The sequence below is a fragment of the Mycobacterium sp. JS623 genome, assembly GCF_000328565.1.
GTDB lineage: Bacteria > Actinomycetota > Actinomycetes > Mycobacteriales > Mycobacteriaceae > Mycobacterium.
Map to the genome: position 1 here is coordinate 668,888 of NC_019966.1, position 19,723 is coordinate 688,610.

The 19,723-nt window shown below is 66.6% G+C and carries 25 protein-coding genes; 11 read left to right on the forward strand and 14 right to left on the reverse strand.

Annotation, left to right across the window (positions count from 1 at the left end):
• Positions 1–54 precede the first annotated feature (54 nt).
• Genes MYCSM_RS03130 through MYCSM_RS03150 form a run of 5 tightly spaced genes read left to right on the forward strand, consistent with a single transcriptional unit; the run spans position 55 to position 3,517 of the window.
• On the forward strand, positions 55–705 hold the full coding sequence (locus MYCSM_RS03130; RefSeq protein WP_041311236.1) for a glycosyltransferase family 2 protein: 651 nt from the start codon (positions 55–57) through the stop codon (positions 703–705).
• On the forward strand, positions 702–1,373 hold the full coding sequence (locus tag MYCSM_RS03135) for a TIGR04282 family arsenosugar biosynthesis glycosyltransferase (RefSeq protein ID WP_015304680.1): 672 nt from the start codon (positions 702–704) through the stop codon (positions 1,371–1,373). The genes MYCSM_RS03130 and MYCSM_RS03135 overlap by 4 nt, the downstream gene beginning before the upstream one ends.
• Positions 1,363–1,992: a methyltransferase domain-containing protein gene (locus tag MYCSM_RS03140; RefSeq protein WP_015304681.1), complete on the forward strand. Its 630-nt coding sequence runs from the start codon at positions 1,363–1,365 to the stop codon at positions 1,990–1,992. The genes MYCSM_RS03135 and MYCSM_RS03140 overlap by 11 nt, the downstream gene beginning before the upstream one ends.
• Positions 1,989–3,092 carry a molybdopterin-dependent oxidoreductase gene (locus tag MYCSM_RS03145; protein ID WP_015304682.1) on the forward strand — a complete coding sequence of 368 codons (1,104 nt, stop codon included), beginning with the start codon at positions 1,989–1,991 and terminating at the stop codon, positions 3,090–3,092. The genes MYCSM_RS03140 and MYCSM_RS03145 overlap by 4 nt, the downstream gene beginning before the upstream one ends.
• The gene (locus tag MYCSM_RS03150) at positions 3,089–3,517 is read left to right on the forward strand and encodes a hypothetical protein (RefSeq protein WP_015304683.1); all 429 of its coding nucleotides are present in this window, start codon (positions 3,089–3,091) and stop codon (positions 3,515–3,517) included. The genes MYCSM_RS03145 and MYCSM_RS03150 overlap by 4 nt, the downstream gene beginning before the upstream one ends.
• On the opposite strand, the gene MYCSM_RS03155 is transcribed toward MYCSM_RS03150, so the two are convergent.
• On the reverse strand, positions 3,456–3,941 hold the full coding sequence (locus MYCSM_RS03155; protein ID WP_015304684.1) for a carboxymuconolactone decarboxylase family protein: 486 nt from the start codon (positions 3,939–3,941) through the stop codon (positions 3,456–3,458). The two genes, MYCSM_RS03150 and MYCSM_RS03155, sit on opposite strands and share 62 nt — an antisense overlap.
• A gap of 152 nt (positions 3,942–4,093) precedes the next feature.
• Here MYCSM_RS03155 and MYCSM_RS03160 point away from each other — a divergent pair, with 152 nt between their 5' ends.
• Positions 4,094–4,987, forward strand: coding sequence for an RNA polymerase sigma-70 factor (locus tag MYCSM_RS03160; RefSeq protein WP_015304685.1), 894 nt, complete (start codon positions 4,094–4,096; stop codon positions 4,985–4,987).
• On the opposite strand, the gene MYCSM_RS03165 is transcribed toward MYCSM_RS03160, so the two are convergent.
• Positions 4,968–6,323 (reverse strand): hypothetical protein, encoded by a 1,356-nt coding sequence (locus tag MYCSM_RS03165; RefSeq protein WP_041311238.1) that lies wholly within the window; start codon positions 6,321–6,323, stop codon positions 4,968–4,970. The two genes, MYCSM_RS03160 and MYCSM_RS03165, sit on opposite strands and share 20 nt — an antisense overlap.
• Positions 6,324–6,503: 180 nt before the next feature.
• Between MYCSM_RS03165 and MYCSM_RS03170 the strand changes: the two genes are divergently transcribed.
• Positions 6,504–7,091 (forward strand): TetR/AcrR family transcriptional regulator, encoded by a 588-nt coding sequence (locus MYCSM_RS03170; RefSeq protein WP_015304687.1) that lies wholly within the window; start codon positions 6,504–6,506, stop codon positions 7,089–7,091.
• A 17-nt stretch (positions 7,092–7,108) separates the two neighbouring features.
• Here the strand turns inward: MYCSM_RS03170 and MYCSM_RS03175 are convergent, their stop codons facing one another.
• The 3 genes from MYCSM_RS03175 to MYCSM_RS03185 all read right to left on the reverse strand — a co-directional run bounded on the left by MYCSM_RS03175 (position 7,109) and on the right by MYCSM_RS03185 (position 9,428).
• Entirely contained in the window at positions 7,109–7,723 is a 615-nt protein-coding gene (locus tag MYCSM_RS03175) for a pyridoxamine 5'-phosphate oxidase family protein (RefSeq protein ID WP_015304688.1), read from the reverse strand.
• Positions 7,724–7,989: 266 nt separating this feature from the next.
• Positions 7,990–9,078 (reverse strand): o-succinylbenzoate--CoA ligase, encoded by a 1,089-nt coding sequence (gene menE / locus MYCSM_RS03180; protein ID WP_232425771.1) that lies wholly within the window; start codon positions 9,076–9,078, stop codon positions 7,990–7,992.
• Positions 9,079–9,125: 47 nt separating this feature from the next.
• A complete protein-coding gene (locus tag MYCSM_RS03185; protein ID WP_015304690.1) occupies positions 9,126–9,428 on the reverse strand; it encodes a DUF3349 domain-containing protein in 303 nt (100 codons plus the stop codon).
• A 203-nt stretch (positions 9,429–9,631) separates the two neighbouring features.
• Between MYCSM_RS03185 and MYCSM_RS03190 the strand changes: the two genes are divergently transcribed.
• Genes MYCSM_RS03190 through MYCSM_RS03200 form a run of 3 tightly spaced genes read left to right on the forward strand, consistent with a single transcriptional unit; the run spans position 9,632 to position 11,507 of the window.
• On the forward strand, positions 9,632–10,879 hold the full coding sequence (locus tag MYCSM_RS03190) for an inorganic phosphate transporter (protein WP_041311239.1): 1,248 nt from the start codon (positions 9,632–9,634) through the stop codon (positions 10,877–10,879).
• 32 nt (positions 10,880–10,911) lie between these two features.
• Complete coding sequence (locus MYCSM_RS03195; RefSeq protein WP_015304692.1) at positions 10,912–11,196, forward strand: hypothetical protein; 285 nt, start codon at positions 10,912–10,914, stop codon at positions 11,194–11,196.
• Positions 11,197–11,201: 5 nt separating this feature from the next.
• Complete coding sequence (locus MYCSM_RS03200) at positions 11,202–11,507, forward strand: DUF3349 domain-containing protein (protein ID WP_015304693.1); 306 nt, start codon at positions 11,202–11,204, stop codon at positions 11,505–11,507.
• A gap of 44 nt (positions 11,508–11,551) precedes the next feature.
• Here the strand turns inward: MYCSM_RS03200 and MYCSM_RS03205 are convergent, their stop codons facing one another.
• The 3 genes from MYCSM_RS03205 to MYCSM_RS03215 are packed head-to-tail and all read right to left on the reverse strand — an operon-like array spanning position 11,552 to position 14,375.
• The gene (locus MYCSM_RS03205) at positions 11,552–11,923 is read right to left on the reverse strand and encodes a VOC family protein (RefSeq protein ID WP_015304694.1); all 372 of its coding nucleotides are present in this window, start codon (positions 11,921–11,923) and stop codon (positions 11,552–11,554) included.
• A 23-nt stretch (positions 11,924–11,946) separates the two neighbouring features.
• Entirely contained in the window at positions 11,947–13,494 is a 1,548-nt protein-coding gene (locus MYCSM_RS03210) for a long-chain-fatty-acid--CoA ligase (protein ID WP_015304695.1), read from the reverse strand.
• Positions 13,495–13,496: 2 nt separating this feature from the next.
• Positions 13,497–14,375, reverse strand: a complete 879-nt coding sequence (locus MYCSM_RS03215) for an SDR family oxidoreductase (protein WP_015304696.1) — start codon at positions 14,373–14,375, stop codon at positions 13,497–13,499.
• Between the two features lie 64 nt (positions 14,376–14,439).
• On the opposite strand from MYCSM_RS03215, the gene MYCSM_RS03220 reads away from it, so the two are divergent.
• The gene (locus tag MYCSM_RS03220; protein WP_015304697.1) at positions 14,440–14,934 is read left to right on the forward strand and encodes a pyridoxamine 5'-phosphate oxidase family protein; all 495 of its coding nucleotides are present in this window, start codon (positions 14,440–14,442) and stop codon (positions 14,932–14,934) included.
• 73 nt (positions 14,935–15,007) lie between these two features.
• On the opposite strand, the gene MYCSM_RS03225 is transcribed toward MYCSM_RS03220, so the two are convergent.
• The 6 genes from MYCSM_RS03225 to MYCSM_RS03250 all read right to left on the reverse strand — a co-directional run bounded on the left by MYCSM_RS03225 (position 15,008) and on the right by MYCSM_RS03250 (position 19,669).
• Positions 15,008–15,919: a 1,4-dihydroxy-2-naphthoyl-CoA synthase gene (locus MYCSM_RS03225; RefSeq protein ID WP_015304698.1), complete on the reverse strand. Its 912-nt coding sequence runs from the start codon at positions 15,917–15,919 to the stop codon at positions 15,008–15,010.
• Entirely contained in the window at positions 15,916–16,368 is a 453-nt protein-coding gene (locus MYCSM_RS03230) for a nitroreductase family deazaflavin-dependent oxidoreductase (protein WP_015304699.1), read from the reverse strand. Before MYCSM_RS03230 ends, MYCSM_RS03225 begins: the two co-directional genes overlap by 4 nt.
• A 74-nt stretch (positions 16,369–16,442) precedes the next feature.
• A complete protein-coding gene (locus MYCSM_RS03235; RefSeq protein ID WP_015304700.1) occupies positions 16,443–17,135 on the reverse strand; it encodes an HAD family hydrolase in 693 nt (230 codons plus the stop codon).
• 1 nt (position 17,136) lies between these two features.
• Positions 17,137–18,357: an RNA polymerase sigma factor gene (locus tag MYCSM_RS03240; protein WP_051073697.1), complete on the reverse strand. Its 1,221-nt coding sequence runs from the start codon at positions 18,355–18,357 to the stop codon at positions 17,137–17,139.
• A gap of 60 nt (positions 18,358–18,417) precedes the next feature.
• On the reverse strand, positions 18,418–19,077 hold the full coding sequence (locus tag MYCSM_RS03245; RefSeq protein ID WP_015304702.1) for an enoyl-CoA hydratase/isomerase family protein: 660 nt from the start codon (positions 19,075–19,077) through the stop codon (positions 18,418–18,420).
• Positions 19,049–19,669 carry a TetR/AcrR family transcriptional regulator gene (locus MYCSM_RS03250; RefSeq protein ID WP_015304703.1) on the reverse strand — a complete coding sequence of 207 codons (621 nt, stop codon included), beginning with the start codon at positions 19,667–19,669 and terminating at the stop codon, positions 19,049–19,051. Before MYCSM_RS03250 ends, MYCSM_RS03245 begins: the two co-directional genes overlap by 29 nt.
• Between the last annotated feature and the right edge of the window lie 54 nt (positions 19,670–19,723).

Here is a 19,723-nt window from a genome sequence, read left to right on the forward strand (position 1 = left end):
CGTCACTGTTCATTCGTTGCCGCGGGCGTCTTGGACGGCCTACCGTCCACAGATATGCCCGACGTGACGGTGGTGCTGCCCTGCCTCAACGAGGCGGCGTCGCTGCCGGGCGTGCTCGCGGCGGTGCCCGACGGGTATCGGGCGCTGGTGGTCGACAACAACAGCACCGACGGCACCGCGGAGGTGGCCCGTCGGCACGGCGCCGAGGTGGTCGCCGAACAGCGGCCCGGCTACGGATCGGCCGTCCAGGCCGGGGTGGTCGCGGCGACGACGGACATCGTGGCGGTCATCGACGCCGACGGGTCGCTCGACGCACGCGAACTGCCCGCGTTGGTTGACGAGCTGGACCGTGGCGCCGACATGGCGATCGGCAGGCGCCGCGCCGTCAACGGACTTCGGTGGCCCTGGCACGCACGCCTTGGCACCGCCGCGGTGTGCTGGCGGCTGCGCACCCGCTACGGGCTGCCGGTACACGACATCGCGCCGATGCGGGTGGCCCGCCGCGAGGCGCTCCTGGCGCTGGGGGTGACGGACCGTCGGTTCGGCTATCCGCTGGAACTGCTGGTGCGCGCGGCGCAGGCGGGCTGGCGGGTGGTCGAACACGACGTCGCATACGGCCCGCGCACCGGCGGGAAGTCGAAGGTGAGCGGCTCGATCCGCGGGAGTTTCATTGCGGCGCTGGACTTCTGGCGGGTGATTGGATGATCCCCGTCGCAGTGCTCGTGGTCGCCAAGGCGCCGGTCCCCGGCCAGGCGAAGACCCGGCTGGCAGCCGCAGTCGGGGATCGGGCGGCCGCCGACATCGCCGCTGCGGCGCTGCTGGACACGCTGGATGCCGTCGCCCATGCGCCCGTCGCGGAGCGGGTGGTGGCGTTGACGGGAAACCTCGACGGCGCGTCCGCGGGCGCGGAGATCCGCTCCCGGCTGGCCGATTTCACCGTGGTGTCACAGCGCGGCGCGAGCTTCGCCGAGCGGTTGGCGAATGCGCACCTCGACGCCGCCGCTTCCAGCGGTGGGCTACCGGTGCTGCAGATCGGCATGGACACCCCGCAGGTGACCGGCGAGCTGATCGGGGAATGCGCGCGCGAACTGCTCGCAGCCGACGCAGTGCTCGGGCTCGCTCGAGACGGCGGCTGGTGGGTGCTCGGCGTGACCACTCCCGCGATGGCCGACTGCGTGCGCACGATTCCGATGTCGCGGGCCGACACCGGCGCTGTAACGCTGGCCGCTCTTGACGACACTGCAGTCAATGTGAGCCTGGTTCCCACCCTGGCGGATGTGGACACGGTCGATGACGTCGACGCGGTCCGGCGGAACTGCGCGCCCGACAGCCGGTTCGCGCGCGCAACCGAGGGGCTCTCGCATGCTCGGTAATCTCTATGATCGCGCCCTTGATGGCGAGCGGTGCTGGGTTCGCCACGACGACGGCCGGGTCGATCGGCTACCGGTGCGCAGTTGGCTCGGCGGCCGAAACGCCGACGAACAGTTCGACCATGCCGTGGTGGGGCTGTGCCAGGGCCCGACCATCGACTTGGGTTGTGGCCCTGGCCGATTGGTGGCCCATCTGGTCCAGCGTGGCGTGCCCGCCCTCGGGGTCGACCAGTCTGCCACCGCGGTCGCGCTGGCGCGCCGCAGCGGCGCCCCGGCCTTGCGTCGCGATGTGTTCGATCCGCTGCCGGGGACTGGGCGCTGGCACAACGTCCTGTTGGCCGACGGCAATGTCGGCCTCGGCGGCGACCCATGGCGAATCCTGCGGCGGGCAGCCGAACTGCTGCGCCCGCGCGGTCGTTGCTTCGCCGAATTCGACTCAGCGATCGACGGAATCCACAGCGGGTGGGTTCGGCTCGAATCGAGGCGCACGATCGGCCCGTGGTTCCGGTGGGCGTCGGTCGGCGTGGACTGTGCGGCGCGGTTGGCCGACGACGTCGGTCTGGCCGTCGCGGAAGTCCATCCGATCGGCCGCCGCGTGGTGGCCAGTCTGGCGGCGAGATGAAGACCGAAACCCTTCGCGGCACAGCCGTCACCGCGCGCGTCGGCCTCGCATTGGGCATCGCGGTCGCGGTGTGTTTCGTGACCGGGCTGATCAGTCACTTCATCCAGCACCCTCAGCCCTGGTTCTGGTGGCCCACCCGACCGGTCTGGCTCTACCGCGTCACCCAGGGTCTGCATGTCATCTCGGGCATTGCGGCCATTCCGCTGATCATCGTGAAGCTGTGGTCGGTGTGGCCGAAACTGTTCGAGCGGCCCATCATCGGCGGGCTGGTCCGGCAGATCGAGCGGTTGTCGATCCTGGTGCTGGTCGGGTCGATGCTGTTTCAGCTGTCGACTGGCCTGATGAACATCGCGCAGTGGTATGCGTTCAAGTTCTTCTTCACCACCAGTCACTACGCGATGGCGTACGTCGCGGCGGGCGCGGTGCTCGTGCACATCGGCGTGAAGCTGCCGGTCATCCGTCGCGTGCTTGGCGAAACCCTCGACAGTGCGCCGGTCGTCGCCGGGCCCACGCGGCGCACCGTGCTGAGGGGAACGTGGCTTGCGGTCGCGCTGGCGACGGTGGTCACGGCGGGGCAGACGATCCCGCTGCTGCGCAAGGTGTCGGTGCTCGCGCCGCGCTCAGGTCAGGGGCCGCAAGGGGTTCCGATCAATCGGTCGGCGATCGCCGCGGGAGTGCTGCGCAGCGCGCGGTCACCGGATTACCGCTTGACGCTGACGAACGGAGCGACGACGCGGGCGTTCACCGTTGCTGATCTGCAGGCGATGCCACAGACCACACACCGGCTGCCCATCGCGTGCGTCGAAGGATGGAGCGTTGACGCCGAGTGGACCGGGGTGGTACTAGCGGATCTCGTTGCCGCGGTAGGTGGTTCGCGCGACTCGGATGTGCGGATGATCTCTCTAGAGCCGCCGGGGCCGTACTCGCGGACGGTGCTGCCCGCGCGCCATGCCCGAGACGACAAGACATTGATCGCCTTGAAGCTCAACGGTCAGCCCCTGGACCTCGACCACGGCTATCCGTGTCGATTGATCGCGCCGACCAGACCCGGTGTGCTGCAAACGAAATGGCTGTCCCGCGTCGAGGTGGTGGCGCCGTGAGGGTTGTTCTCGTCGTACTTGGCATCGCCCTTGGCGGCTACGGTGCGGTCCTGCTGTGGGAGAACCCGCCGGTGATCATCATGCGAATCCTGGTGTGGGCTTTGGTCGGCATTGTGTTGCACGACTTGGTGTTCGCGCCGGTCTGCGTGGCGTTGGGGTTCGCGGCCCGCAGGCTGCTCCCGGGTAGGTGGCGGCCACCGATTGCGGTGGCCGCATTGTGCAGCGTCGTGCTGGTGTTGCTGGCCATCCCCGTCTACGGCAAACCGGGTATGCGGCCGGACAACATGACCGTGCTCGACCGCAATTACCCTGTCGGCCTGTGGATTTCGCTCGCCGTCGTGTGGGCCTGCGTGCCGCTCTACCTCAGCTGGACATACTGGCGAGCATCCCGGCCTGATACGAGCCTGCCGGATTCCGCACGATGACGTTGAGCCGGTTGGCCGCATTGATCAACGCGACCAGGCACACCAGCGCGACGACCTGGTCGTCGTCGTAATGCTTGCGGACCTGCGCCCAGGTCTCGTCGGACACGCCGAGGTGTGCGTCGGCGAGCCGGGTGCCCTCCTCGGCGAGCGCCAGCGCCGCCCGCTCGGCCCCGGTGAAGACGGTGGCCTCGCGCCACGCCGCAACCAGGTTCAGCCGGACCGCGTCTTCACCGGCGGCGGCTGCTTCCTTGGTGTGCATGTCGATGCACACGGCGCAGCCGTTGATCTGACTAGCCCGCAGACTCACCAACTCTTGCGTGGCCTTCGGCAATGACGATTGGTCGAGCACCAGGCTGGCGCCCATGAACCGCTTGGCGAACTTGGCGGCGAGCTCGTTTTCCACGATGTTCATTCGGGCGTTCATCTCTTCTCCTCAGTCGTGTGTGCACGGACGAACATGAGATGCCGACGGACCGCTCGCTGTGACAGCGCGATGGCGTGACGTGCACCACAACCACCCGGGTGTCACAAAATGGCCATGGCCGGTGTCTGGTGGTGACAGACGAAAGGAGCCGCATGTCCGACGCTGCCACCGAGGCGTTCCTGGCGCACCGCAACCTGCTCTTCACCGCGGCATACGAGCTGCTGGGTTCGGCGGCCGACGCCGAAGACGTGCTTCAGGAGACGTGGCTGCGCTGGGTGGACGTCGATCTCGACACCGTGCGTGATCAGCGCGCCTACCTCGTCCGGATCGCTACCCGTCAGGCGCTGGGCCGGTTGCGCACGCTCGGCAGGCGCAAGGAGTCCTACGTCGGGCCCTGGCTGCCTGAGCCGCTGTTGACCACAGCCGACGTCGCCGAGGACGTCGCACTGGCCGACAGCGTCTCGATGGCGATGCTGCTCGTGCTCGAGACGCTCACCCCGACCGAACGGGCGGTGTTTCTGTTGCGCGACGTGTTCGCGCTGGAATACGACGAGATCGCCGACGCCGTCGACAAGACTCCGGCTGCGGTCCGTCAGATCGCCCACCGCGCGCGGTCACACGTCGCTGCACGCCGCCCTCGCGGCGTCGTGTCGCCCGAGGAAACGCGAGACGCGCTGGAGGCATTCCAGCGGGCGATCGAAACCGGCGATTTGCAAAGCCTCGTCGACGCCCTCGCACCTGACGTCGTAATGCTGAGCGACGGCGGCGGCGTCAAACAGGCTCTGCTGCAGCCCATCACAGGCGCCCGTCGGGTGGCGCGTGTGCTGGGCCTTGGTCTGCCAAGAATCGTCGGTGAAGTTTCGGTCGAGCCTGTGCAAATCAATGGCGGCCCGGCCTTGATCCTCCGCATCGACGGCGAGATCGACAGCGTTGTGGCCGCGCGCATCGACGACAACCGGATCACCGGGCTCTACATCGTGCGCAATCCGGAGAAGCTGTCGCGTGTGCAGCAGCAGACGAGGCTGACTACCAGTTCGTCAGGATGAAGTGGTTCAGCAATAGCGCCCCGACGACGTTGGCCGCAAGCCACCAACGCTGTGAGCGTGGTGGCAATAACGCCCCGGCCGCGACGAGCCAGACTGTGAACGGCAGCCAAATGCGTTCTGTCTCAGCCTTACTCAGCATGGACAGGTCGGCGAACAGGAGTGCCAGCAGTGCGCCGAGCACCACCAGATGCAGGCCGGAGCGGCGCTTGACCGCTGCGATGTCGAAGGCTCGACCGATACCGGCGACGCTGCCAAGCCCGATCGCGCAGACCACCGATGCGAAGTTCGCCCACGACCAGTATTGGAACGGCCGGTCGTTCGCGATGCCCTGCCAATAGCGCTCCTGCACCAGCGTGTAGCCGTCGAACCACCAGAACCCCGCGACCGCGAACACGACGACGACGGCCACCGCGGTCAGCACGGCAGGAGCCAGCGCACCCAATGCAGCGCGCCAATCCACTGCCGCGAGAAGCACCGCCACCGCGGGCAGCGCCATCAACGCCAGGCCGTAGTTCAGGAAGATGCCCCAGCCGAGCAGCAGCCCCGCACCGGCACCGACCACGGCCGGCCACCGCACCGCGCGTCGGACAGACAACGCCAACAGCGCGAGGCCCCACGCCGCTACCCCGGCGAAGTAGCCGTCGGCCGACACCGCGATCCAGATGGCCGTCGGTGCAACGGCGACGAAGGGCGCAGCCGATCGCGCCACACCCTCGTCCGTCAACGTGCGGGCCGCCACGACGATCGCCGCCGCCGCACTGGAACCGACGAGCAGGCACAGCACTCCCGCCCACCCGCCGCCGCTCAACCCGATGCGGTCGAGCCAGACGAAGGTCAGCAGTGCGCCCGGCGGGTGCCCCGATACATGCGTGATCCACGAATTCGGTTGGAAGTCAGGGATTCTGCTGGCGAATGTGCGGACCGCCTCAGGAATGTCGGTGACGGTCGGCACCTGGCGCAGGTACTCGTGTTGCGCGACGAGCCGATGCGCGAAGCCGCGGTTCCAGCCGTCGATCATCGCGAGCGAGAATGCCCACGCGCAGGACGTCGCCCAGGTGACCCAGGGAAGCGCGCGCCACGGCAGCCGCTGGGCCACGGTCGGTCCCCACAGCACAGCGGCGGCGCCGATGACGATTGCAGGGCCGGTGCCCCAGCCGACATGCGCGTTCCACCAGCCGAAGATCGGCGCCGTGTCGGCGAAGCTGTAGAGCCGTTTGGCGGATGCGTTGATCAGCGGGGTGACGATCCCGAGGTGTAGATGCGGCACGACGAACGCGGCGACGACAAGGAGCACGCCGACAGTGACCGCCACCGCCTCCCTGCGACCAACCCGCACACCGCCAGCCTATTGCGCGGCGGCGTCGACTCGTCTGACGAATCGGTGACGCATCGGCTGGCGCGCGACGGTGCATCGCCCGGGCCGTGTTGGACCCCTGAGACGCGGCAAATTTACGCGAGCGATCCTCGTCAAGGGCTGATCCGTACCGATCGGTCCATAACCACGTAACCTGGAGGCATGCCTCGCCCTCGTACGTTCGATGAAAGCGATGTCGTCGCCGCTGCGCGCGACGAATTCTGGCTGCGTGGGTACACCGCCACGTCGATCGACGACCTGACGTCCGTCACCGGTTTGGGCAAGGGCAGCCTGTACGGCGCGTTCGGCGACAAGCACGGTCTGTATCTGCGCGCGCTCGACGACTACATCGGGACAACGCTGGATCGGATCCGCGCCCAACTCCACGACACCCGCTACAGCGCCTATGACCGGCTGGTGCGACACATTCGTGGCCAGCTGAAGGCCATCGCGGCCGATACGTCACGTCGCGGCTGCATGATGGCCAAGAGCGCCGCCGAACTGAGCGCCACCGACGCCGCCGTTGAACAGGCGGTCGAGCGTGCCTACGCGGCGTGGACGACCGAACTCGCTGACTGCATCCAAGAGGCGCAGCGCGACGGAACGATCGACGCGAAGCAGAATCCGCAAGCGCTGGCCACAACTCTGCTGGCCTTCATGCGAGGACAGGAAGCGCTACACAAAGGCGGCGTGAAGCCCGCACAGCTCAAGGCGTCGGCCGAGCAGATGATCGCGCTGCTCCCGAAATGAGAGCTTGTGTGCACAGGTCAGTACAACACCTTGCGGACGTTGTCTTCGCTGTAGCGCGCTTCCAGTTCTTCCAAGCTCCAGTCGTAGCGGATGGCCTTGGCCAGCTGCGCGGCGCTGGGAACCGCGGTCGGATTCCACGTCGACGGATCCCAGGCGTCCGAACGCAGAAATGCCTTGGCGCAGTGGAAAAACACCTCCTCGACGTCGATCTCGAGCGCGAGGATCGGTCGCTTGCCCTTGACAACCAGTGCGTCGAAGTAGTCGGCATCGGCCAGGATGCGCGCAGAACCGTTGATCCGCAACGTATCCCCGCGACCGGGAATCAGGAACACCGTGCCGACATACGGCTGCTGCAGGATGTTGAGGTAGCCGTCTGCCCGCTTGTTGCCCGGCCGCTCGGGAATCGCGATCGTCGTGTCGTCGATGACATGGACGAATCCCGGCGGGTCGCCCTTGGGCGACACGTCGACGCGGCCCTGCGCATCGGTGGTCGCGACGAAACCCAGCGGCGAATGCGCCAGCCAGTCACGATGAATCGGCGACAGCCGGTCCTTCACCTTGTTGGCGACGTACTTGTCGGGCTGCCCGACGATCGCACGCAGCTCATCGACGGTGTTCACTTCGCGACGCATTGCCTCATCATCCTCCTTGCGTTCACTTTGCGGTCGGTCACGTTTGTCACACTCCGCCGATGACCGACGTCGTCCAGAATCCCCAGACCAGCTACGAGCACAGCCGTACCGGGCTGTCTGCCGACGCGTCACCGTCACCCGATTCAACGGGCCGAACGTTCCTTACCGCTCGACTTTTCGCAGATTTTTCGAGCGGTACGGAACGTTCGCGGGCAGAGCGCTCAGCCGTATGACGGGCACGATACGTCGACGAAGACCCTCGGCAGCTAACCGAATCGGGCGGCGAGCTCGCGGCGGTCGAGCTTGCCAATGCCGCGGCGGGGAAGTTCGTCGACGATGTGGATCTCGCGCGGCGCTGCCGTCGACGGCAGTGTCGACGCGACGTGCGCGCGTAGCTCGTCCAAAGCCGGTACCGCATGGCCGGGTGCGACGACCACCGCGGCGGCCACTCTCTGGCCCAGCCGCTCGTCCGCGACGCCGAACACCGCCGATTCCGCGACCGCTGGGTGCGTCGCCAACGCCGCCTCCACCAACTGCGGCAGCACTGTCAACCCGCCGGTGCTGATCGCATCATCGACCCGGCCAAGCACCCGCAACACACCCGAATCGTCAACGGTGCCAATGTCATCGGTGCGGAACCAGCCCGGTTCGGCGAACGGGTCGGGCTGCACGGGGTTGCGGTAGCCCTTCGCCAGCGTCGCGCCGCCGAGGATGACCCTGCCATCCTCGATGCGCACCTGCACTCCGTCGAGGGGGACGCCGTCATACACACAGCCGCCGGCCGTCTCGCTCATCCCGTATGTTCGCACCACCGAAACACCTGCGGCTGAAGCTCTTTCGGCCAATCCCTGCGGCATCGGCCCGCCGCCGATCAGTACCGCATCCAACGATGCCAGCGCGCCCGTTGCCTCGGCGTCGCGCAGCGCCTTGTCCAGTTGCGCGGCCACCAGTGACGCATACCGGCGCCCGCGGCCCAACGATCCGACGGCGGATACCAATTCGGTCGCGTCGAATCCGGCGGAGATTGCAACTGGTTTGGTTCCCGCGACGATGCTGCGCACCAGCACCTGCAATCCCGCGACGTGATACGCGGGCAGCGCCAGCAGCCAGGCCCCTGAACCGCCCAGTCGACGGTGGGTGGCGTCGGCACTGGCCATCAAAGCCGATGCGGGCAACATCGCGCCCTTGGGCACACCCGTCGTGCCCGACGTCGAGACCACCACAGCGACGTCATCCTCGATCGACTCCCCGGCACGCAATGACGTTGTCAGCAAAGAGGTTTGACGTTCGTCATCGGCCGGGACGGGAAGCAGCGCGCCGCGGCCGGCCAGCGCGTCCTCCAACGCCGGCAACAGCGACAGCGCTGAAGTGCCAGCATTGACGGCGACGGGGCGAAGGACGGCTATTCGGTCTCCTCGGGCTCACGAGGATCGTCCAGCGGCCATCCCTTGGCGGCCAAGCGCTCCCGCACCCGTTCGATGTCGTCGGGGGTCGGCAGCTCGTCGGTCATCTCGGTGATCAGCACTCCGATGTCGACGTTGTCGAACTCACCGCGATCCATCAGCTCTTTGGTGACCGCCTTGACCTCGTCATCGCCAAGCCGCCGTTGCAGCAGCGCGAAGAGCGGCACACGATCGGCGCCTGGGACACCTTCCGGATAGCCGGCGGTGATCCACGCGACGATCTTTGCCAGGAACTTGGTCACAGCGCGATCGTAACGGTGGGCCCTCCAGTCAGAAACCGGTCGGCCGCGGTGCGGACCGAGGGGCTAGACAAACGCATCTCGCCCGCGGGGTGAACACTAGATGAACACCTCACTGGGGATGGCAAAGTCGCAGCTCACAGGGCCCCTTTATAGTAGCTAGCGGGCTGGTCAAATTTGCCATCAGGGCCCCAGAATTAGCAGCCATGAGCGCAGAGATGATCATCCTGGTGCTGCTGATTGCGACAGCACTGGCATTCGACTTCACCAATGGATTCCACGACACCGGCAATGCCATGGCGACCTCGATTGCCACCGGTGCCCTCAAGCCGAAGACCGCGGTGCTGTTGGCCGGCGTGCTGAACCTCGTCGGCGCGTTCCTCTCGGTCGAGGTCGCCGTCACCGTCACCACGTCGGTGCTGAAGGTGCAAGACGGCAAGAGCGGGCACTTGCTCCCGAACATCACCCCGTCGATGGGTCTGACGATCATCTTCGCCGGCCTCATCGGCGGCATTCTCTGGAACCTGCTCACCTGGCTGTTCGGTATCCCGTCCAGCTCGTCGCATGCGTTGTTCGGTGGCCTGATCGGCGCCGGCCTCGCTGCCCTAGGGACCGCGGGTGTGAACTGGAGTGGCATCACCTCCAAGGTGCTGATCCCCGCGATTGCCGCTCCCGTGATCGCCTGCGTCGTCGCGGCCTGCGGCACCTGGCTGGTGTACCGAATCACCCGGAGTGTCATGGTAAAGCGCCGTGAAGAGGGATTCCGCTGGGGCCAGATCGCAACCGCCTCGCTTGTGGCGCTGTCGCATGGCACCAACGATGCGCAGAAGACGATGGGCGTCATCGCGCTCGCGCTGATCACCACCGGCCATCTGACTGGCGACGTGAAGAAGGACGGCCTGCCGTTCTGGATCATCTTCAGCTGCGCCCTCGCTATCGGTCTCGGTACCTACATCGGTGGTTGGCGCGTAATCCGCACTCTCGGAAAGGGTCTCGTCGAGATCGAGTCGCCACAGGGGCTGGCCGCCGAGGCGTCGTCGGCCGCGATCATCCTCAGCTCCAGTGCCGCAGGCATGGCGCTGTCCACCACTCACGTCGCGACCGGTTCGATCCTGGGCAGCGGCGTCGGCAAGCCGGGCGCCGAGGTGCGCTGGGCCGTCGCCGGCCGCATGGTCGTCGCGTGGCTGGTCACCCTGCCCGCGGCGGCACTCGTTGGCGCGCTGTCGTATTGGATCTCGGAGGGCATCGAGTCGGTGACCGGTTCGGACCTCGTCGGTGACGGCGTCATCTTCCTGATCCTGGTCGCTCTGTCGGGCTACATGTATTGGCGCGCCCAGCAGCAGAAGGTCGACAGCAAGAACGTCAACGCCGATTGGGACGACTCGACCAACTCGGTTGTACCCGCCGAGGTCCGCGAGGCCGCCAAGGCCCCCAAGGACACCGCGGCGGTCTAGCCGGCCGGCCACGACGAACAAAGGAAGCGTTGATGCACTATCTAGAAGCCATCATCAAGGTCCTCATTGTGGGACTTGTTCTCGGCGCCGGATTGCCCGCGGTCTTCGCGGCGGGCATGGTCGCCTTCTCGGCCGGGGCCGGCGGCGAACACCCGAACGGCACCATCACCGCGCCAAACCCGATGCTGAAGTATTTCGGGCTGTTGTTGTTCGTGCTCGTCGGACTGGTGGTCGTGGCCGCGCTGCTCTGGATCACCAGGGGGACGATCATCCACCACTTCGGCATCGATCCGTTCCCCGGCGTAAAGAAGGGCTGATCACAATGACCGAGAACCGTACTGTCCTGGACAACGTGCTCGGGTGGCTGCACGAGGGCTACCCCGAAGGTGTTCCACAGAAGGATTACTTTCCGCTGCTGGCGCTGCTGAAGCGATCGCTGACGGAGGAGGAGGTCATCAAGGCCGCGCAATCCGTCCTCAAGGCAAGCGATTCCGACACCGTTACCGAAGACGAGATCCGTAACGCCGTGCAGGCGGTGATCGAAAAAGAACCCAACCCGGAGGAGATCCATCAGGTCGCTGCGCGGCTGGCCTCCGTCGGGTGGCCGCTGGGAGCACCTGCCAGCTGAATCTCTCCATCTGCCGGCCCTCTGCTCTGGCGAGCGGGGGGCCGTCAGCTTCTGGTGTCGCGCCGCAAGGGGTGGTTCTCAGGCACCTGGACGAAGATCAACAGAACCCCATCGGGGTCGACGACATGCATTTCATGTAGTCCCCACGGCTCTTGCTTTGCCTCGCGGGCGATCTCGACGCCGCGGTCCGTGAGTTCCCGCTCGGTCGCGTAGACGTCACGGACCTGTAGCCACATTGTGCCGCCCGCACACGGCGTGCCATGGCCCGCGAGTTCGATCAGCGACTGACCGGCGTAGAACACCGTGCCCGCGCCGTAGTCGCGCGCAATCGCAAGGCCGAGCTCGTCGCGGTAGAACCGCAGCGACCGCTCGTAGTCGGCCGGCCGAATGAGCATCCGGCTGGCCAGGATCTCCATGACCTTGTGTCTATCACGCCGCGTCAGCCGATCCGCCGCCCGACACCCTCCCAATAGGGTTCGCGCAGCGTGCGCTTGAGCAGCTTTCCGCTGGGAGTGCGGGGCAGTGCTGAAGCGAAGCCAACAGATTTGGGCAACTTGAACCCCGCGAGCCGGTGTCGGGCGTAGGCGATCAGCTCGGCCTCGCTCGGCTTCGTGTCGGCCGCAGGCACAACGATCGCCTTGACCGCCTCGCCCCACTTCTCGTCAGGGACGCCGATGACCGCGACGTCACCGACAGCGGGGTGTGCCATCAGCACGTTCTCCACTTCGGCCGGCGATATGTTCTCACCGCCCGAGACGATCATGTCCTTCACGCGGTCATGCAGATAGATGTAGCCCTCGGCATCGCGGTAGCCGGCGTCTCCGGTCTTCAGCCAGCCATCGGGCGTGACGGTCGCGGCCGTCGCATCGGGATTGTTCCAGTAGCCCAGCATGTTCTGGGAGGACCGGGTCCACAGCTCGCCGACGGTGCCCTCCGGGACGCCGACGCCCGTCTTGTCGACGATGCGCACCTCCACCCACGGGTAGGGCTTGCCGCAGGAGCGCAACAGCCCGGGCCGCAACAGTGGATCGTGGTCGTCGAGTTGTGTGATAGAGCCGGTGGTTTCGGTCAATCCGTACACCTGGAGGAACTCGCAACCAAACCGCTTCAGCCCCTTGACCAGAACGTCGTCGGTGATCGGCGAGGCGCCGTAGACAATCGCCCGCACGCTCGAGAAGTCGGTGTCGCTGGGCGTGGCAAGCAGCATCTGGATCACGGCGGGCACCAGAAGCATGTTGGTAATACGGTGCCGCGCAATGGCATCGAGAATCACGGGCGGATCGACATCGCGCAGCACCACCGTGGTACAGCCCTCAGCGAGCCCCACCAACGCCCAACCCGAGCCTGCCATGTGGAACATCGGCATCACGGCGAGGCTCACGCTCTCGGAATCGAACCGCCACTTGTCCGCGATGCCGGTGGCCTTGCTGAAATAGTTGTTGTTGCTCAGCATGACGCCCTTGGGCGGCCCGGTGGTTCCCGAGGTGTACATGAGGAACGCAACATCATCGGATTCCGTTGTGACGCCGGGATCTTCGGCGGGTTGACTGGACACCCAGGTGTCGAAGTCCGGCCAGCGAGCGTGGTCGCCGACGGCCACGATAGACGCCGTGAGCCGGTCCTCGATGGCCTCCACGTGGTCGAAGAACTGCGAGCCGGCGACAACCACCTTCGCTTGCGCATCCTCGACGATGTGCAACATCTCGGGTGCGGCCAGGCGCCAATTCACCGGCACGGCGACGGCTCCGAGTTTGGCCAGCCCGCAGACGACTTCGAAGAACTCCGCTCCGTTCTTTTCGATGAACGCCACCCGGTCGCCGTACCCAACGCCGGCGGCCGAAAACGCCTGTGCAGCTTGGCTCGAGCGGGCGTCGAGCTCGGCGAAGGTGATCGTGCTGTCGCCGACGACGAGGGCGACGGCGTCGGGCCGTTCGGCCGCGTGCACCCGCACGATGTCGGCGATCGTGGCGATATCGGGATGCGGCATGGTCAGTCTTTGGGCTGGACCCGTTGCCGCTTCATGATCGCGTCAACCGCGTTGGGCGCGAAGCTGTTCACCGCGTGTGCGGTGACGGCCATCCGCGGCGCAATGCGCACCGGGCGGGTGCGCGCGGCGGTGATCATCCAGTCGGCGGCTTCGGCTGCGGTCAGCCCTGGCAGACCGTCGTAGGCGCGAGTCGGTTCGATCATCGGCGTCTTCACCAGCGGGTAGTACAGCAGCGTCGAATGCACGCCCTTGCTCGCCCACTCGGTTTCGATGACTCGACTGACCGCCGATAGCGCCGCCTTTGATGCGTTGTACACGGAGAACAACGGCGATGACTCGCTCAGCACACCCCACGTCGAGACGTTGATGATGTGCCCGTCGCCGCGCTCGATCATGCCGGGCGCGGTGGCGCGGATCAGCCGCAGTGGAGAGTAGTAGTTCAGCTTCATCGTCCGCTCGACGTCGTGCCAGCGGTCCAGCGACTCTGCGAGCGGTCTGCGGATCGACCGGCCTGCATTGTTGATCAGGATGTCCACGCCGCCGAGGTCCTGCTCGACCTTGGCGGCGAGTTCGTCGACGGCGTCGAGGTCGGACAGATCCGCCGCATGTGCTGTGGCGTCGCCGCCTGCCTGGGTGATGCGTTCCACGAGGGCGTCGAGCAGTTCCTGCCTGCGCGCGACGACCACAACCCGGGCGCCGCGGCGGGCGAACTTCTCGGCGGCGGCCTCGCCGATGCCCGACGACGCCCCGGTCAGCAGGACGCGCTTGCCCGCCAGGTCAACGGGGTCGCGGCGGCGGCGCAGCGCCTGTTCGGTCAGGGCTGGCCGCATGCTGGTCAGCAGCAGACTCTCGGACAGCCTGCGCAGCGGGCTCTTGCTCACAGGTCATGAGTTTAGGTGGCCTACTTTTCGATGAATCGCCCCCCGCGGCGTAGTCAGTACCGGTATGACGATCAACGGCAAGCTCGACACTCGGTTCAGTGTGGCCACGGAGCCGGTTGACTGGCAGCAGGTCAGCGAGGCCCTGGCCGGCGCCGAGTTGTACTGGCTGACTACTGTCCGTCACGACGGCCGCCCGCACACCACACCGTTGGTGGGCGCGTGGGTCGACGACGGGTTCGTGTTCTGTACGGGTCCCGAGGAACAGAAGGCACGCAATCTGGCGCACGGCACCGCCGTCACGGTCACCACCGGGGTCAACACGTGGAACGACGGGCTAGACGTCGTCGTTGAGGGCAACGCCGAACGGTTGACCGGGCTCGACACGTTGACGCCCCTGGCTGACAGAATTCGCGAAAAGTACGACGGTGAATGGGATTTCACGCCAAACGACAACGGCTTCGGCCACGGCCCCCACATCGCCTACGTGTTCCGGGTGGCTCCGCTGAAGGTACTCGCGTTCGCGAAGTCGCCGCACGGCCAAACCCGCTTCACGCTGTAATCTGTGCACGCCTTCACGCCTGCACGCCTTCACGCCTTCACGCGCCCACCGCGGATTTTCGTGCGCAAATCGCTCAGAAGTAGCGGGGGAACGGTGTCCAGTCCGGGTCACGCTTCTGCAGAAACGCGTCGCGCCCCTCGACGGCCTCGTCGGTCATGTAGGCCAAACGCGTTGCCTCACCGGCGAATAGCTGCTGGCCGACCAGCCCGTCGTCGCTCAGGTTGAAGGCATACTTGAGCATGCGGATCGCCTGTGGCGATTTGCCGTTGATCGCGGCCGCCCATTCCAGCCCAACCTTCTCCAGATCGACGTGGTCGACGACCTCGTTGACCGCGCCCATCGCGTGCATCTGCTCGGCGGTATACGGCCTGCCGAGAAAGAAGATCTCGCGTGCGAACTTCTGGCCCACCTGTTTCGCCAAATATGCACTGCCATAACCGCCGTCGAAGCTGCCGACGTCGGCGTCGGTTTGCTTGAACCGGGCGTGTTCGCGGCTGGCCAGCGTGAGGTCGCACGTCACGTGCAGGCTGTGCCCGCCGCCGGCGGCCCACCCATTGACCAGACAGATGATGACCTTCGGCATGAACCGGATCAGCCGTTGCACTTCGAGGATGTGCAGCCGGCCCGCGCGGGCGGGATCGACCGTCTCGGCCGTCTCTCCGGATGCGTACTGATATCCGCTGCGGCCTCGGATGCGTTGGTCGCCGCCGGAGCAGAATGCCCACCCGCCGTCCTTGGGCGCGGGGCCGTTGCCGGTCAGCAGAATCACGCCGACCTCCGGCCACATCCGGGCATGGTCGAGCACGCGGTACAGCTCGTCGACGGTGTGCGGCCGAAATGCGTTGCGCACCTCCGGTCGATCGAAGGCGACGCGCACCGTCGGCTGCGGCTTCCCGTCGAGCACATGCCGGTGGTAGGTGATGTCGGTCAGCTCGAAACCGTCGACGGGCTGCCACAGCGAGGGGTCAAAAGGGTTGTCGCTCATGTGCTCACCGGATCCAGGCGGAACACCGGGCAACGGCCTGCCAGCGCTTTGAATTCGTCGGGATTGGGTCCGGTGACCAGACCCGCGTTCTTGATGAAGCCGACGCCGCTGGGCACCTTGATCGGAAACTCGCGAAGCAGCGGTCGGGCCTCCTCGCTGGACATCTCGACCAACCGCACCCGCGAGGTGTGGCGGCCGCGTTGCAGCGTTCCTTCGCCCGCGGCACGCACATTGGCCGACCAATCCGAGCCGGGCAGGCCGCCGACGATGTACTCCTTGCCGTCGACGGTCATCGGCGTCACGGGTGTCGAGCGAGGCTTGCCGCTCTTGCGGCCGGGCACCGTCAGCACGACGGGGCCGAATCTGATGCCGAGGCGTTGCATCCCGATCATCACCTTGTTGACGTACTTCAACCACCAGGGCGGTCGGATGCGCTCACTGTCGGACATGTGGGTAACGCTACTCAAGCGGCGTCGACGCGGAACGCCGGCAGGATGCCGGCTTCAGCCACCGCGTGCCCGGGTCATATCGTCACGCCGTGGTCGGCCAGTGCCGTACGCAAGCCTGTGGGCCGTTCGACAGTCGGCAGCGGGTCGACGAGGCTGAATCCGCAGCCGATCGCGCGGGCCCCGCCGTCGGCCTCGTCACTGTCGCCGACCATCACGGCATTGGCCGCGTCGACACCAACCCGCGACAGTGCGGTTTCGAAGATCGCGGCATCGGGTTTGACGGCGCCGACCTCATAGGACAGCACGAACTCGTCGACGTAGTCGGCCACGCCCAGGTCCACAAACGCCGGCCGAACGTCGAACGCGATGTTCGACACCACGGCGGTCTTGATGCCCTGTTTATGCAGGCCGGTGAGCACGTCCGCGGTGTCGGGGTAGGGCGTCCACGAGGACGCATCGATCACCCTGTCGTAGAGGGCTTCGGCGTGATGGTCGGCAAGCCCGGATTCGCGCAGCACATGCAGGTACGCCTCGCGGTGCAGATGTGGCGCAAGGTCGCGGTTGACCCAGGCGTGGTAGGCGTCAGGGGTCATCTCGACGTGCTGGCCGACGGGCGCGGTGAGCCTTCGCATCAACTCGGCCTGCACGTGCCCGTCGACCTCGCGCTCGTCCACGGTGATGCCCTCGAACCAGCTCTCGTCCTCTTCGAGCCGAAACAGCGTGCCGGAGTAGTCGAACAGGACGGCGCGGACAGTCATCCGTCCCATGCTAGCCACGGGCCCGAGCAGCCTTGTCCGCTAACACTTCTCGTTCACGCTCGTTGTCAGTCATGGTCGCTGCGCGGTCGAACTCATCGGCGGCCTCGGCGGCGCGACCGAGCCGCGCCAGCAACTCACCGCGCACGCTTGGCAGCAGATATGAATCCGCAAGGCCGTCGATGCCGTCGAGGATTTTCAGCGCGGAGGCGGGTCCCGTCGAAGGATCAGCCATCGCCAGCGCCACTGCACGGTTCAATTCGACGACCGGCGACGGCGCTATCTGTCGCAGCCCGTCATACAGCAGCACGATGCGCGCCCAGTCGGTGTCCGCTGCCGTCGGTGCGACGGCGTGACATTCGGCGAGAGCGGCTTGCAATGCGTAGGGACCCCATCCAGTGCCCTTGCGCTGCAACGCATTAGCGGCGCGCTCCAACGCCGCGACACCGCGCTGGATCTGCGCGCGGTCCCACTTGGTGCGGTTCTGGTCCTCTAGCAGGATGGGCCTGCCGTCGGCGTCGGTCCGGGCGGCAAACCGGGACGACTGAAACTCCATCAGCGACACCAGACCATGCACCTCGGCCTCGTCGGGCACCAGCGCCGCCAACACGCGACCCAGCCTCAAGGCTTCGCTGCACAGCTCGTCGCGGATCCAGCGCTGCCCGAACGACGCCGAGTAGCCCTCGTTGTAGATCAGGTAGATCACGGCGAGTACCGCTGAGAGTCGCCGCGGATATTCCGACCGGTCCGGCACCTCGAACGGCACGTTCGCCGCGGCCAGCGTCTTCTTGGCCCGGGTGATGCGCGCCGCCACCGTCGCCGTCGCCGTCAAGAACGCGCGGGCGATCTCATCGGTGGTCAGACCGCCGACCACGCGCAGCGTCAGCGCGATCTGGCCCTCGCGCGACAGCACGGGATGCGACGAAATGAAGATCAGCCGAAGCACGTCGTCGTCGATGCGGTCGGGGTCCCAGGCCTCGGAGAAGTCAGGGCCCTGGGTCTCCAGGTCGTGCGCCAGCGCCGCGTACTTGGCGTCGAGGTTCTCCTGCCGGCGCCAGTAGTCGATGGCCTTGCGTTTGGCGACGGTGGTCAACCACGCGGCGGCGTTGCGCGGCACACCCGAGGATGGCCACTGCGTCAGCGCATCGACGAGGGCTTCCTGCGCCAGGTCCTCGGCGAGGCCGACGTCGCCGACCGCGCGGGTCAGCGTCGCGACGATCTTGGCGGCCTCCATCCGCCACACCGCATCGACGGTCTGCTGTAGCTCCGGCACGTGTCCATTGTGCCGAGCGGGCTATGCGTTACCCCGCAGTGCGGCGGCTGCGCCCGCGAACATCGTCGACTTGATCGCTTGCAGCGTGCCGGGGTCCTTGCCCTTCAACGGCGCGACGAGATCGATGGCTGCCGACGTCACCTTGTCTTCGGGCGCGGTGACCGTCACCAGGCCGATAGCCTCGGCGTCTGCGCCGCCGTAACGACGCCCGGTGGTCATCGCCTCGACTGCGGCGGCTGGGGTCAGCTTCGCCTGGATCAACGCGGCCATGCCAGGGGTGAAGGGGATGTGGATGTCGACTTCAGGGAAGCAGTAGAAGCCGCGGTCGACGCGCATCACCCGAAAGTCGTGAGCCATCCCCAACATTGACCCGGCGCCGAACGCGTGGCCATTGACGGCGGCGACCGTCGGGACTGGGGCGATGAGCACGCGGGCGAGCAGCTGCTGAACCTGGTCGACGTACCAGTCACCCCGATCGCTGTGGGCGCCAAGCCAATCCAGGTCGAGACCATTCGAATAGAACTTGCCGTCGCCGGTGGTGACCAAGGCCTTGGCCTCGCCGGCCTCGATGCGGTCGAGGAAGCCGTTGACTGTCTCGAGCCACTCGGGTGAGAACCGGTTTTCGTCGTCGCCGAAGTTCAAAATCGCTATGTCATCGGTGATTTCGAGATGTACGGGCATTGCTTTCTCCTAACTTGACGGACAGGATGGCTTCGACGGCGGCCGCGAGACGGCGCCGGGTGTCAGCAGTGGGGGGCATCGGCCTGCGCAGCATCAGGCCTGTCGGCAGGCCGACCACGCAATCCTCGATCACGGCGACCGAGGCGGCGTCCTTGCGGTCGAACATCGCGATCGACAGCCGGATCAGCATGTCGCGCAGATCGGATTCGAGCGCGCGCAGTTCGGTCTGTATGTCGGCGGGTGCGTCGCCGATCAACTCGTCGCGCGGAATGGCCAGCCACAGCTGCGCCGACGTCGGGTACTGCTCGCTGAACACGGCGGGGGTGTCGGCCGCGACGATGACGGCACGGACGGGGTCGTCTTCGGCGTCGACGGCCTGCTTCTGCAGTGTCAGGAAGCGTCGCGCCGCGCGCACCCAGGCGCGGCCGACGAGCCCGCCGCGCGATCCAAAGGCGTGGTAGATGGCGCCGTTGGAGATGCCGGCCCGCTCCGAAACCGCGCGAATTGTGACCGCCGTGACGCCGCCCTCGACAGCGAGTTGCTCGGCCGCGTCGAGCATTGCGTCGCGGTCATACATCTGCGGCCGGGGCATGACGGCCAAAGTAACAGAGCAGTTGCTCTGTTATCAAATGGGTGCGTGACACGC